10 protein-coding genes are annotated in these 13,079 nt (G+C 57.4%); all 10 read left to right on the forward strand.

Going from position 1 to position 13,079, the window contains the following annotated elements; all coding sequences use genetic code 11:
* Positions 1-10: 10 nt before the first annotated feature.
* On the forward strand, positions 11-430 hold the full coding sequence (locus LOY35_RS11405; protein WP_258632558.1) for a hypothetical protein: 420 nt from the start codon (positions 11-13) through the stop codon (positions 428-430).
* Between the two features lie 42 nt (positions 431-472).
* Complete coding sequence (feaR, locus tag LOY35_RS11410; RefSeq protein WP_258632560.1) at positions 473-1,435, forward strand: transcriptional regulator FeaR; 963 nt, start codon at positions 473-475, stop codon at positions 1,433-1,435.
* Positions 1,436-1,632: 197 nt separating this feature from the next.
* On the forward strand, positions 1,633-3,750 hold the full coding sequence (locus tag LOY35_RS11415; protein WP_258632561.1) for a PQQ-dependent dehydrogenase, methanol/ethanol family: 2,118 nt from the start codon (positions 1,633-1,635) through the stop codon (positions 3,748-3,750).
* Between the two features lie 89 nt (positions 3,751-3,839).
* Positions 3,840-4,730 carry a transporter gene (locus tag LOY35_RS11420; RefSeq protein WP_258632562.1) on the forward strand — a complete coding sequence of 297 codons (891 nt, stop codon included), beginning with the start codon at positions 3,840-3,842 and terminating at the stop codon, positions 4,728-4,730.
* 120 nt (positions 4,731-4,850) lie between these two features.
* Positions 4,851-4,922 carry a pyrroloquinoline quinone precursor peptide PqqA gene (gene pqqA, locus LOY35_RS11425; protein WP_124086857.1) on the forward strand — a complete coding sequence of 24 codons (72 nt, stop codon included), beginning with the start codon at positions 4,851-4,853 and terminating at the stop codon, positions 4,920-4,922.
* A 336-nt stretch (positions 4,923-5,258) separates the two neighbouring features.
* Positions 5,259-9,500, forward strand: a complete 4,242-nt coding sequence (locus LOY35_RS11430) for a PAS domain S-box protein (protein WP_258632564.1) — start codon at positions 5,259-5,261, stop codon at positions 9,498-9,500.
* On the forward strand, positions 9,497-10,126 hold the full coding sequence (locus LOY35_RS11435; protein ID WP_258632565.1) for a response regulator transcription factor: 630 nt from the start codon (positions 9,497-9,499) through the stop codon (positions 10,124-10,126). Before LOY35_RS11430 ends, LOY35_RS11435 begins: the two co-directional genes overlap by 4 nt.
* Positions 10,127-10,750: 624 nt before the next feature.
* Complete coding sequence (locus tag LOY35_RS11440; RefSeq protein ID WP_258632566.1) at positions 10,751-11,983, forward strand: STAS domain-containing protein; 1,233 nt, start codon at positions 10,751-10,753, stop codon at positions 11,981-11,983.
* 4 nt (positions 11,984-11,987) lie between these two features.
* A complete protein-coding gene (locus LOY35_RS11445; protein WP_258632568.1) occupies positions 11,988-12,887 on the forward strand; it encodes a chemotaxis protein CheW in 900 nt (299 codons plus the stop codon).
* Positions 12,884-13,051, forward strand: coding sequence for a hypothetical protein (locus LOY35_RS11450; RefSeq protein ID WP_258632569.1), 168 nt, complete (start codon positions 12,884-12,886; stop codon positions 13,049-13,051). Before LOY35_RS11445 ends, LOY35_RS11450 begins: the two co-directional genes overlap by 4 nt.
* Positions 13,052-13,079: the final 28 nt, after the last annotated feature.

The raw sequence follows: 13,079 nt of genomic DNA on the forward strand, positions 1-13,079 counted from the left end.
AAATCGATAGATGGCGCGAGAAACCCCCTGGGTCGTATCCCATACCCGCATGTATTGGGATTACTCCAGCAATACCTGGATGACGACCATCGCCACGCCCGATGTGGCTGCCTCCGGCAAGCACCGCATCCTGGCCTGTGTCGACGTTCTGCTGGATGAACTGATGAAGCGCACGGCGCGTACAGCACGCTGTTCATCGCCGAACGGGGAGGGCACGCTGATCTACCATCCCGGAAAACCAGGTAGCCGCGCCGCTGTTTCGGTTGCTCCAGGCGACGCGGCTGCTCGGTGTGGGCAAGGAGCGAGGGCGCAATCAGGCGGTGCTGGCGGATATTCAATGAGAGCACTCGGATTTGTTGTGAAAAGGATCTGCAAGCCCCTTTCAATCCGCCCGCGGGCTTGCGCTTTGGATAAATGGATAATATGTTAACTAAAATAACAACGCAGATGCCGGCCTCCTTGAGGTGCAACCATGATTCCTTCCTTTTCCCGCGATAATTCAGCGACGTTCGAATACTGGAGCGCTTCTCTTCAATCCGCCTGTGGAAATCTCTCAACGACGCCCTCGCAGCGTCATGGTTTGTTCATCGGGGAGATCCATCGGCGGGACTTTGGCGGGTTGGGCATCGCCCATGTCAGGACCAACGCCGGGTACATTGCCCGTCGGTGCCCCAACGCCGATCACGGCGACGATCAGTATTGCTTTCTGATTTTTCAGCGAAGCGGTCGGCAACGCATCCAGCAGATGGGACAAACGATTGAGTTGACCACGGGGGATCTGGCACTGGTTGATTCGGCCAGTGCATTTGAAATCGAGCCGGGTGGATTGATCGAAAATGTGTCGACTCATTTGCTGCGCGACATCGTCGAACAACAGCTGAAGGGGCAGCCGCTGTTTGGAAAGCTGTCTCGCAATTGCGTTTCCACACGGCTTATGCGCACCTTGATTCACTCCGTCAGTGATCCGCAACTCTGCAACGGTGTCAGACATCCACAGGAAGATGGAAACGCCATACAGTCAGCGTTGCTGGCGCTGCTGAGGCCCGCATTGAGTGATCAGGCTCAACTACCGGTCATGGAAGAAAAGCTTGAACCGAGTGAGTTGTATGGCCTGGCGATCAAACTGATCGATGAGCAATTGCAGGACAACTCGCTCACCCCTGCCAACCTGGCGAGTCAACTACGCCTCTCCGTCAGACAGCTGTACAGGCTGTTCGAAGAACAGGGTGAGACGATAAGTCGTTACATTCAGTGTCGACGGTTGGAACGGGTTGCACACGATCTTTGTGCCTATGAGCTCACCCAGGAATCCATCACGCAAATCGCTTTCAAGTGGGGATTTTTCGACGCTGCTCATTTCAGCCGCGCCTTCAAGCGTCGTTTTCAGCTATCCCCACGAGATTATCGAATGAATGTCTCATTGCTCCGTCAATAGACGCCAGCAGATCAGGTTGGCAAGGAATGCAAAGCAGCCCTGTCACGCTCAGTCAAGCGTTCCTGGCTCATCTCAATTCTAATGAACGTCAGTCAGTTCGAGTTCTGAGCGCTGGCAACGGTTTCCTGAGCGCGCTTGATAGCGCGTGTAGTGAAGCACTAGAACAACAATAAGTATGAGATTGGAGCATCCTGATCATGAGAACGTTGCCCTTGCCACTGCTCTTGGGGCTGCCCTTGCTGGTGTCCAGTTTGTCGGGATTTGCTGATACACAGTCTTCGGCGGCGCGTGTCGATGGTGTGCGTATCGTTCAGGCAAACAATGAGCCCGGCAACTGGATGGCGCATGGACGCACCTATGACGAGCAGCGCTTCAGCCCGCTGAACACAATCAATGACGGTAACGTGAAGCAATTGGGCATGGCCTGGACGCAGAAGCTGGATATCGATCTGGGCACCGAGGCCACCCCCATCGTCGTTGATGGGGTGATGTACACCACGGGGGCGTTCAGCATTGTCTATGCGATCGACGCCGCAACCGGCGAACGTTTGTGGAAGTACGACCCGAAAGTTCCTCCTGAAAATCTCAGCCAGGGGTGTTGCGGGCCGGTCAACCGAGGTGTTGCTGTCTGGAATGGAAAAGTCTATGTCGGCAGCTTTGACGGTCGCCTGATTGCATTGGATGCGGCAACCGGTCAGCCGGTCTGGAGTGTCGACACCATCATCGACCGCAGCAAGAGTTATTCAATTACTGGCGCGCCACGCATTGTCAAAGGCAAGGTGCTTATAGGCAACGGGGGCGCTGAGTTTGGCGTACGTGGCTATGTGACCGCCTACGATGCCGAGACCGGCAAGCAGGACTGGCGTTTCTTTACGGTGCCGGGCGACCCGAAGCTGCCTCCCGAGAATCCTGCCATGGCGCTGGCGCTCAAGAGCTGGAAAGGCGACGGCTGGGTCAAGTGGGGCGGTGGCGGTACCGTTTGGGACTCCATGGCTTATGACCCGGAGCTGGACTTGCTGTACATCGGCACCGGCAACGGCTCACCCTGGAACTACAAGTTTCGCACCGAGGGTGAGGGTGACAATCTCTTTGTCTCCTCCATCGTCGCGCTACGCCCAGACAGCGGCGAGTATGTCTGGCATTACCAGGTCACGCCCAAGGATCAATGGGACTTCACCGCCACCCAGCATATGATTCTGGCCGACCTGAAAATCGACGGGAAGCTGCGCAAGGTCCTGATGCAAGCGCCGAAGAACGGTTTCTTTTATGTACTGGACCGCACCAGTGGCAAGCTTTTATCCGCCAAGAATTTCGTTCCGGTCAATTGGGCCAGTGGCATCGATCTGCAGACCGGTCGGCCGATTTACACCGGCAAGGCCGACTATTCGAGCGGACCCAAGGTCGTGCAGCCGAGTTTTTTGGGCGGACATAACTGGCACCCGATGTCGTTCAACCCGAAAACCGGGTACGTCTATATCCCGGCGCAACTGACCCTGGCTGAACTCAAAGCCGCTGATAAACCGCAGTTCTTCCCAAACAAGTCGGTGGTCAATTTTGGCTTGGATGTTCCCGACCTGCCTGAAGATCCGAAGCAGCTCAAGTCGATCCGCGATGCATGGTCCGGTGAGTTGATCGCTTGGGATCCGGTCAAGCAAAAAGCGGTATGGAAACAGGCGTATATCAGCGCGGGGAATGGAGGCACGCTGAGCACGGCCGGAAATCTGGTATTCCAGGGTACCGCTGATGGGCGGGTGGTGGCCTACAGCGCCGACAAAGGCGAGAAACTTTGGGAGCATCGGGCCAACTCCGGGGTGATGGCCGGGCCGGTTACTTATACCGTCAAAGGCGAGCAATACGTGGCGTTCTCGGTAGGCTGGGGCGGCATCATTCCACGATTGACCGGCCCTTTGACCAACAAAGGCAAGGTACTCGCCGAGTCAAGGGTCATTGCTTTCAAACTTGGGGCGACGGGTGAGTTGCCACAGGCCAGGACCCCGCCTGTGCTGCCGCAGACCGAGTTGGAGCTCAAGGCCAGCCCCGAACAACTGGTCCAGGCACGTTCCATGTTCAACGGATTGTGTGCGGGCTGTCACGGACTGAATGCAATCGGCGGCGGAGAGGTGCCGGACTTGCGCTACTTGACCATGGATAAGCATGCGGCTTTCCCGGCGTTTCTCAGCGGTGCTCGAATGAGCGGTGGGATGCCGAGTTTCGCCGACATCCTCAAGGCCGATGATATGGAACTGATCCGTCAGTACCTGATCAAGCGCACCCATGATTTGCAGGCCGAGCTTAAAGACTCCGCCAAGCCCTGAATCAACATTTCCCGACGTTCCATCGGAGGCTCGCACGCGAGCCGCCCCGGACAACTGCTGCCGACAATAAAAATAATGAGGTCTGAGCCATGGTCAAACATTCGACTCCAATCACCGGTGCTTCAGCATCAGGCTTACGCAATGTGGTTTCCGTATGCATTCTTGCAGCGCTTTCGTCAGCGGCGCTGGCCGAAGTAAAGCCAGATCCCGGCGACTATACCGCCTTGCCCAAGGGCACCGATGTGCTGGCGATATACCAACTGAATCCTCGTGGCGACGAGTACTATTCTGGCGGTCACAAAGTGGTCGATGACCTCGACTTGAAATTAAATGTGGGGGTGTTGAGGCTGGTCCACTTCACAGACTTCTTCGGTACTGGTTACACCTGGGACCCGCAAGTCGTGATCCCTTTCGGCTATCAGGAAGTAGGGCTCAGCGACAGCAAAACCTCCGGGCTGGGGGATATCACCTTCGGCGGTACGTTATGGACCATCGGCGATCTTGAGCGCAACGAACACTTGGGCTGGTCAGTGTTCGTCACCGCGCCGACCGGCAGTGACAAGAACGAAGGCTTTGGCTTGAGCAACAATCGTTGGGCGGTGGATTTCCAGGTGGGCTACATCAAGGGGCTGACGGACAAGATCAGTTGGGATGTGATTGCCGAAAGCGAGTTCTACAGCGATCAGCGCGCCACCCATTCGAAAAAAGATCCGTTGCTCCAGTTGCACAACCATTTGCGATACAACTTCACAAGCGAGACTTACGCCGCGATTACCTATCGGCATAACTGGGGCGCGAAAGAGACCCTTGACGGCGTCACTCTGGCCACCAGTCATGACAACGGCACGGCGGGCTTCACGGTGGCGACCATGGTCAACAAGCAGTTGCAACTGATGGGGCAGGTGATGCGCGATGTATCGGTGCGTGAAGGGGTAAAAATCGATAACTCGCTGCAGTTTCGACTGGCCTACTTTTACTGAGTTGTCAGCGCAGACCCTGGCCGGGTGACGATTGAGCAATTGACATGAACCATCCGCCAGCGTAGCGAGGCATAGACTGTTCAAGAGCGACACCCACTAAAATCACAAGAGGAACGAATCATGTGGACTAAACCGACCTATACCGATTTGCGCATCGGCTTCGAAGTGACCATGTACTTCGCCAACCGCTGACACACAGGACGCGTGGATCGTCCCACGGGCTTCGACGGAAACTGCATCACCGCGACTTGCACCCGGCTGAGTGCGGTGATTAGCGAGACAGGGTGGCCCCCTTGCAGCGTTGGCGTGATCCTGTGCACGCGCGGGTGGTTTTCGTCGAAAACACAGAAAAACCTTTCAGAAATTGAGTATCGCGCCGATATTTATGAAAGGTTATCCCAGGTTTTCTTGAAGTCAGTTTTCCATGGCGTATCAAGAGCTCCCAAGGAATAACCTTTACCCTGCGAGGAGCCACCGACAAGCCCCTCCCCATAAGCGACTGTTTAGTGAGTACAGATGATGCTCTCTATGGAAACGGACGCGTTAAACGCACGGATGGCGCAATCCCAACTGTTCGCAGCAACCTTTGATCTGGTGTCCTGTGCCCTGGTTTTACTAGACGATCAGGGTCGGATAGTGAAGGTCAATGGCGCATTTTCCGAGCTGTTTGGCTACATTCTGGCGGACCTGTCAGGGGCACCGTTTGACGAGCTGCTTCATCAGGCCGATCACCTGGTCTCGCAGGACGTGCAGGGGCAAGACTTGCCATGGGGGCTCGTTGGCCACGCCACTGAACTGTCCTATCGACACAAGAATGGCAGTCTGTTGCATGGCCGCAGCAAGCTGGCGGACGTGGGCGCATTTCTACTGGTCGAGATCACCCCGATCGAAGCCCCTCAGAGCCTGGATGAATTTCTCGAGCAGGACCACTGGCTGCACCGGATCACCGAAACCGCTCCGGGCATCATCGGCACCTTTCGCCTGGGCCGCGACGGCACGCTCTCCATGCCTTGGATCTCGCCTGGCTACGAAAATTACTACGGTGTGACGGTTCAGGAGCTCAAGCGCGACGTCAGTATTCTGTTCGAACGTATTCACCCGGACGATGTTGCCCGGGTTCAAGAAACAATCGCCGAGTCGGCACGTTCCCTAAGCCCCTGGCAATGCGAATATCGGGTCCGTCATCCACAAAAGGGCGAGATCTGGCTCGAGGGCCGTTCCAGGCCAACGCTGGAAGCGGACGGTTCGATCATCTGGTTCGGTTTCCTGCATGACATCAGCGAACGTAAAGGCGTCGAACAGGCACTGCAAGAGAGTGAAGAGCGGTTGCGCCTGGCTTTTGAATCAGCAGCTATCGGCATGGCGCTGCTGGCCCTCGATGGTCACTGGCTACGCGTCAATCCGTTTCTTTGCCAGATGCTCGGGTGCACTGAAGACCAGTTATTGCAAACGAGCAGCCAGTCCCTGACTCACCCGGACGATCTGTCCGCAGAACAGGTTTATTGTCAGCGCCTGCTCATGGGGGAAATACCCCATATGCGTCTGGAGAAACGCTACCGGCACCGAGGCGGCCATTATCTTCGAGTGCGATTGACGACCAGCGTGATACGCGCCCAGGACGGCACCCCCTTGTATTTCATCCTCCAGATCGAAGACCTCAGCCGCCTTTTCGAAGCAGAGGGACGTGTCTCGCTGCTGGACTTTGCCCTCAGCCATGTGCATGAAGCCGCGTTTCTGGTCGATTGTCAGGCCCGCTTCCGCTACGTCAACGACGAAGCCTGTCGAAGCCTGGGGTACAGCCGGGAAGAGCTGCTGGGCATGAGCGTCGGCGACATAGACATTGCCTGGAGCAACGAGCAGGTAATGGATCGTTACTTTTGCACTTCAGGGGCTTCAGAGTCTCCCCCCTACTTTATCGAGAGTCGCAACCGAACCAAGGCCGGCGACGTCTTTCCAGTCGAGATCAGCATTTCTTTTATTGAACTCGACGGCCAGCACTACAACCTTGCGCTGGCCCGAGACATTACCGAGCGCAAGCGGCTGCAAGCGGCGCAGAGGGACACCGAAAGGCGCTACCAGGAAATTTTCGATAACTCATCGGATTGCCTCTATCTGTTGGAGGTGACCGACAATCGGCGCTTTCGGTATCTCGAGATCAACAATGCGTTCGAACGTGCGTCGGGGTTCTATCGTGAACAGCTGCTTGGCGGATACGTCGGTGAGTCGAGCGTGGCGCAAACCGCGCGCAAAATACTCGCACCACTCGAGCGTTGCCTGGCGAGCGGGGAAACTATCGAGTGTGAAGATGAACTTGAGTTGCCCGCGGGGAACATCGCGACGCTTTCAACGTTCATTCCCGTTCGTGATGAACAGGGCCATATCTATCGTATCGTCGGAATCAGCCGCGATGTCAGCGAGCGCAAACGGATGGAAATCCGGCTGCTGACTAGCGAGCAGCAATTTCGCGCGTTGGCGGAAAACTCGCTGAATCTGATTATCCGCTACGACCTGAATTGTCGGCGAATCTACGTCAACCCGGCGTTCGAGCGCGAGACCGGCCTCTCTGCCGCTCAGGCGCTGGAACAGTCGCTCGAAGACAGTTGGAATGCGGACACACAGGTTGGCTCCTACCTGGAGAAGTTGCGGCAGGTGATGGCCACGGGGAATCCGTTGGAAACCGTCCTGGAATGGGCCTGTCCGGACACCGGAAAGATTGTTTCACACGCCGTTCAGTTAATCGCCGAGCGCGCCTTGGATGGCTCGGTGGTCAGCGTTCTGGCCAAGGGACACAACATCACTGCTTTGAAACGTCACAAACGCCTGGAAGAAGTCAGGCTGCGCATCTTCGAGCGGCTGGCACGGTGTGCCCCGCTGCCGGAAATATTAGCGTTGGTGAGCCATTATGTTGAGCTGGACCAACCGGACTTGTTGGCCTGCATCATGCTGGCGGATGACGATGGTCGCTACCTGCGTCTCGCCTCGGCGCCTCGGGTGTTACCGGAGCATTCGCAGATGATGGCGTGCGTCGAAATTGCAGAAGGCAGCGGAACTTGCGGTACTGCCGCCTGGCGTGGTGCCCGGGTCATTGCCGAGGATCTGGCGACGCATCCCTATTGCGGTGATTTCCGCGAACTGGCCAGCAAGATCGGTGTGCGAGCCTGCTGGTCGGAGCCGATCAAGGACTCCGTTGGCAAAGTTCTGGGCACTTTCTGCATCTTTTTACGCCAACCGGGACTGCCGTCGCAGGACAACCTCAAGCTGGCTTATCAGGCCAGCCACCTGGCAGCCATCGCTATCGAGCGCAGGCGCGCCGAGACATTATTGTTGGAAAGCGAACAACGTTACCGGGACATTTTCGACAATTCCCTGGACCCCCTGTTCCTACTGGAGGTGATGGATGGACGCTTTCGCTACCTTGAGGTCAACCCTGCCTTTGAGCACTGTGTCGGCAGGGAGCGTGCCGAACTGATCGGTGAGATCGTCGAGCAGGTGCTGCCGCTTTCTGTTGCGGCGACTGCCATCGCCAACTATCGGCGCTGTGTGGAGAACGGTGTTCCACTCGATGAGGAAGAGGAGTTCGATCTACCTGGCGGGCACTTGGTCTGTCACACCACGCTGATTCCTCTGCGTGACACTTACGGGCGTGTGCAGAGAATCGTCGGTATCGCCCGGGACATCACACAGCGCAAACACGCGGAGCGCGTCCTGCATGCCCGTGAGCAGGAATTCCGCGCTCTGGTGGAAAACACCCCCGATATCATTGGCCGTTACGATCTGCAGTGCCGCTTCTTGTATGCCAACCCGGCAGCGCAAAATATGCTCGGCTGTACGCTGGACTTCTTGTTGGGCAAAAAAATCTGCGAAGTGACAAATGATTTGAGTGTGGCGCGATTTTTTCAACACCGGCTCGAACACATCATTCGTACCCGCAAAGCGACCGAAGAAGAACTGTCCCTGGAGGTTCCGTCCAAACAGGGCGCAAAAATTGCCTACTACCAGATTCGCCTGGTGCCAGAGCGTGACCAGCATGGGGTACTTGTCAGTATTCTTGCCGTTGGGCGTAACGTCAGCGCCATGCGTGCAGCGCAGCAGCGACTAAAGGAATCCCACGCGCAACTTCGCCAACTGGCCAGCCACCGTGAAACCGCGCGAGAAGAGGAGCGCAAGCGCATTGCCCGGGAGATTCACGACGAACTTGGGCAGCAATTGACTGCGTTGCGCATGGGCATTTCGCTTTTGCGCCTGCAATTTGGCACAGACCAACCGTTGCTGGTGGAGCGTGTGCAGGCACTGATGGGGCGGATCGATGAAACCATTCAGGTGGTTCGCAACGTGGCAACCAGCCTGCGTCCCTCGGCACTCGATATGGGATTGACTTCGGCGCTTGAGTGGTTGATTTCCGAATTTTCCCACAACACCGGCGTCCCCTGTCATCTTAGGGCGCCAGCGGCTCGATTGGAGCTCGACGACGAGCGCGCCACCGCGATTTTCCGGGTCATTCAAGAATCCCTCACCAATGTCGCTCGTCATGCCCAGGCGAGTCGGGTGGATATCCACCTCAACTGTTGCTCCGAACACGTGCTGATCGAAGTGCGGGACAACGGCAGGGGCTTTGATCCGAAGCGACTCTCCAAGCGCACCCTTGGAATGCTTGGGATGCGCGAACGCGGGCATATGCTCGGCGGAACGGTGACCGTGCACAGCGCCCCCGGCCAGGGGACGAGTGTGCAGGTGAACATCCCCTTTCAAATAGACCCAGAGGCCTCATGATCCAATTGATGATCGCAGACGACCACGCCATCATGCGCGAGGGTCTGAAGCAACTGTTCGTGCTAGCCAGGGACCTGCAAGTCGTGGCTGAGGCGGAAAACGGCGTCCAGCTTATTGAGCGGCTACGCCTCGGAGGCATCGACCTATTGCTCCTGGACATGAACATGCCGGGAATCAGTGGCGACGATCTGGTTGCGCGCATACGTGCCCACTATCCGAAACTACCGATTTTGGTGTTGAGCATGCACAATGAGGTGCAGATTGCACAGCGTGCCCTCAAGGCGGGAGCTACCGGTTACCTGACCAAGGACCGGGATCCCGAGACGTTGTTGGCAGCCATTCGCAGAGTCGCCGCCGGCGGGCGCTTCATCGACGCCGCACTGGCCGAACAGATGGCCTTGGCGGCGACGGGCCTGGGGCCATGTGCCCAGCACGATGCGCTCACCGATCGCGAACTGCAGGTCATGCGTCTGCTCGCCCGCGGCATGAGCGTCTCGCGGATTGCGACGGAATTGGTCATCAGCCACAAGACTGTCAGCACCCATAAGGCGCGCTTGATGGAAAAAATGGGATTCATAAGTACGGCCGATATCGTCCGCTATGCGATGACGCAACAACTGATCTGATCCCGTCGGGTTCCTGTTGGCATTGCAGCAGAAGGGCGCGATCGGCAAAAAAGCATGAGCAGCTTATAGCGTGACAGTGGCACGCCCTTGAGGGGGGCGGGCAGGCAAATGCCTTCTTGGTGTTGCGCTGAAACAACCCTGGCGCTCGATATATTCCCACTCTGTCCGGGCAGCGCCTGCGACCTCCAAACGAACCCCGCGCGACACGACACGACTGAACCATGAAAGAGTGCCGCGCATAGTCTTCCACAAGCAATGACTCGCATCCATTACTCCCCGTGAACGCACGTCTCGGCGCACGGGTAAGCAAGCCCCTACCAAGCCCGCCTGAATGCCTACCCAAAAAGCAGTAAAACCCGATGTTTGCCGTAGCGCATGACCGGCATCATTGGTTGATGTCATTTCGCCTCTGTTTTTTTTGACGCAGGGGCTACCCCTTTTCGTATCTACCAGGCAGTTCCGGTCGCCGGATGGAGAACCCGTTTTGAGCGTAACGATCGCCCACCCAAGCCGATCATCAGCAGGCTTGCCCGTAGCGTTCCTGCTTTTGGCCGCGCTCGGGCACCGCTCGATGCCGATGCCTGGCACGAGCACCTGGCATGCACCTATACCGGCTGGAGGCAGATGAACACTGACGCGCATCAGCGCATCGCCATCAAGGGCGAGCTGAGCATCTATACCGCGGCGGATTGGAAACGGCGCCTGGATGACTTGTCAGGGCAGGGCGGCGATCTGGAACTGGACCTCGGGGCTGTTCAGGCGCTGGATACGGCCGGGCTGCAATTACTGATGATGGCCAAAAAAGAAATGATTGCCCGCGGCCAGCTATTGCGCCTGACCCACCACAGTCATGCGGTACTGGAGGTGTTCGGGTTGTGCGATATCGCCGACTTCTTCGGCGACCCCATCCTGCTGCATGTCGAGCCGGCCTCGGACTATGCCCCGGCGCAGCGGGGCCCGTTGCTCGTCGAAGCCGAGTTGGACAGGGAGATCCGCGCTGACAGATTGCAGACTCACCACTGGCACATTTCCTGGCGTCCGGGCCTTGACCTGCTGCGCAGCGGCATGGACCCGTTGGCGCTGATTTGTTACTTGTCCACCCTGGGGCATACCTGCAGCATCGTTACCCTCAGCGACAGCCTGCCACCCAGGGCCGGGATGAACCCCGAAAGTTGCTACCTGGGCTTCGAAATCGGCTTTCACAGCGATGCCGACCAGGCCGCTATCGAGGCGGTCTTCGAACCCCTTCGCGAAGACAGTCAGGTGCACATCCTCTCGCCGCACAGCAAGACCGATGAATACCGCAAGATGATTCAGGCATTGCCGCAAGAGAGTCTGCGCATGGGTGAAATTCTGCTCATGCGCTGCGGTATCCCTTCCCCCGCGGAGCTGGACGATTCGATCACTGAGCAGCCGTCCATCGACCTGAGTGTGATTGACCGGTCGATCATGGATCCGTCGCCTATTGAAGAGGGGCTGGCAGCGCAGCCAGTCGAAGACGATTGCGAGGCAGAGAACAACCTGATTAGCGTCGATACCACCCGGCTCGATCAACTGATGAACCTGATTGACGAACTCCTTATTGCGGGTGCTGGTGCCGATCTCGCCGCCCGAAACACTGGGGCCAGTGAGGTGGTGGAGGCCACGGCGGTTCTCGCGCGCCTGGTGGAAGAGGTTCGCGAGTCGACGTTGGCCCTGCGCACGGTGCAAAGAGGTTCCACCTGCAATCGCTTCCAGCGCGTGGTGCGCGCCGTTGCCAGGGGACCGGACAAGAACACTCTCGCCTGCCATCACGCAAACGAATACGCCGGCGATCTGGACAGAGCGCCGACGGACTTCATGCGTTTTCAGGAGTGAGGTCATGGACCAAGTGATCGATATCCACGGGTTAGGGTTCTGGCTGTTTCTGATGGTGCCTGGCACTGCCATGCTCGTCTGGCTGGTGGTTCATCTGTTGCGTGTCGACGTCAAGACAGGCAAGCCTGTCGATCCATCTGCTGAGGTTTACCCTGTTAATCTGGACCCGTTCGCCCTTCATACGATCGGGCTGCTCACCGATGCATGCGCGGCTTATAGCCCATCCCGTGAAGAGTCTGTTGCCTCGAGTCGTTTGCCGGTGCTCAAACGTAGCGTCACCGATCATGAGAACTTCATCGAGCTCGCCGACAAGATGTATCAGTTGGCCGAATTGATCGCGCTGATGGATGAGAAAAAGCAGGTACTGGCAGGTACAGCCATTAACCCTCAATTGGCTGCTGACAAGCCGATACCCGACAGCCCTAACCTGTCGCTCATGCTCGGCGGCGAACGGTTCGCGATCAGCGCATTGAACATCCACACCGTCGTCGAGGCGCGTCAGCTCTTCACTAAACTGGCCATGCCGTCGAAGCTGCGCAGTGCAATCAGAGTGGGCAACACGCTGGTACCGGTGATCGACCTTGGCATCCACCTCGCGGGTCGGCCGGTAAGGATGAGCTGGAGCACCTGTGTAGTCGTCCTTGAGGTGGGCTTCGCTGATCGAACGCACATGATCGGTGTAGTGGTCGATGCGGTCGGCGGCATATTGCGAGTTTCCCCAGCGCAAATCGAACAGACAGCGATCCAAAACAGCAAAATCCGCAACGATTTCATCCTCGGCATGGTCTTGGTCGACAATTACATGTTCACGTTGTTGGGTATCGAGCGAGGACTCTCGGCGAATGGGTTCGTCCTGCCGCGTTCGCTCACCCAACCCATGGCAGAGGAGAGGACGCCGACATGAGCTTCATCCGCACGTTCTTCTGCCGTTACAGCCGCCGGCCGATCCTGTTACCGCAGGCTTTTGCGCAAACATCGGGCGGCGCGAACCAGACCCATGCATCCACTCGCGAATTCGCGGACCTGGCCGGTGAGCTGAATGCCATCGTCAAGCACTTCATTGTCTGAGGCAAAGACGCCGCACTATGAAATACCT

The sequence above is a fragment of the Pseudomonas sp. B21-028 genome, from assembly GCF_024749045.1.
Taxonomy (GTDB): domain Bacteria; phylum Pseudomonadota; class Gammaproteobacteria; order Pseudomonadales; family Pseudomonadaceae; genus Aquipseudomonas.

Excerpts from the sequence above, each read along its gene's own strand:
- LOY35_RS11420 (WP_258632562.1), top strand. The coding sequence starts at position 3,840 with ATGGTCAAACATTCGACTCCAATCACCGGTGCTTCAGCATCAGGCTTA.
- LOY35_RS11405 (WP_258632558.1), top strand. The coding sequence starts at position 11 with ATGGCGCGAGAAACCCCCTGGGTCGTATCCCATACCCGCATGTATTGG.
- LOY35_RS11415 (WP_258632561.1), top strand. The coding sequence starts at position 1,633 with ATGAGAACGTTGCCCTTGCCACTGCTCTTGGGGCTGCCCTTGCTGGTG.
- LOY35_RS11430 (WP_258632564.1), top strand. The coding sequence starts at position 5,259 with ATGGAAACGGACGCGTTAAACGCACGGATGGCGCAATCCCAACTGTTC.
- LOY35_RS11450 (WP_258632569.1), top strand. The coding sequence starts at position 12,884 with ATGAGCTTCATCCGCACGTTCTTCTGCCGTTACAGCCGCCGGCCGATC.
- LOY35_RS11435 (WP_258632565.1), top strand. The coding sequence starts at position 9,497 with ATGATCCAATTGATGATCGCAGACGACCACGCCATCATGCGCGAGGGT.
- LOY35_RS11440 (WP_258632566.1), top strand. The coding sequence starts at position 10,751 with ATGAACACTGACGCGCATCAGCGCATCGCCATCAAGGGCGAGCTGAGC.
- feaR (WP_258632560.1), top strand. The coding sequence starts at position 473 with ATGATTCCTTCCTTTTCCCGCGATAATTCAGCGACGTTCGAATACTGG.
- LOY35_RS11445 (WP_258632568.1), top strand. The coding sequence starts at position 11,988 with ATGGACCAAGTGATCGATATCCACGGGTTAGGGTTCTGGCTGTTTCTG.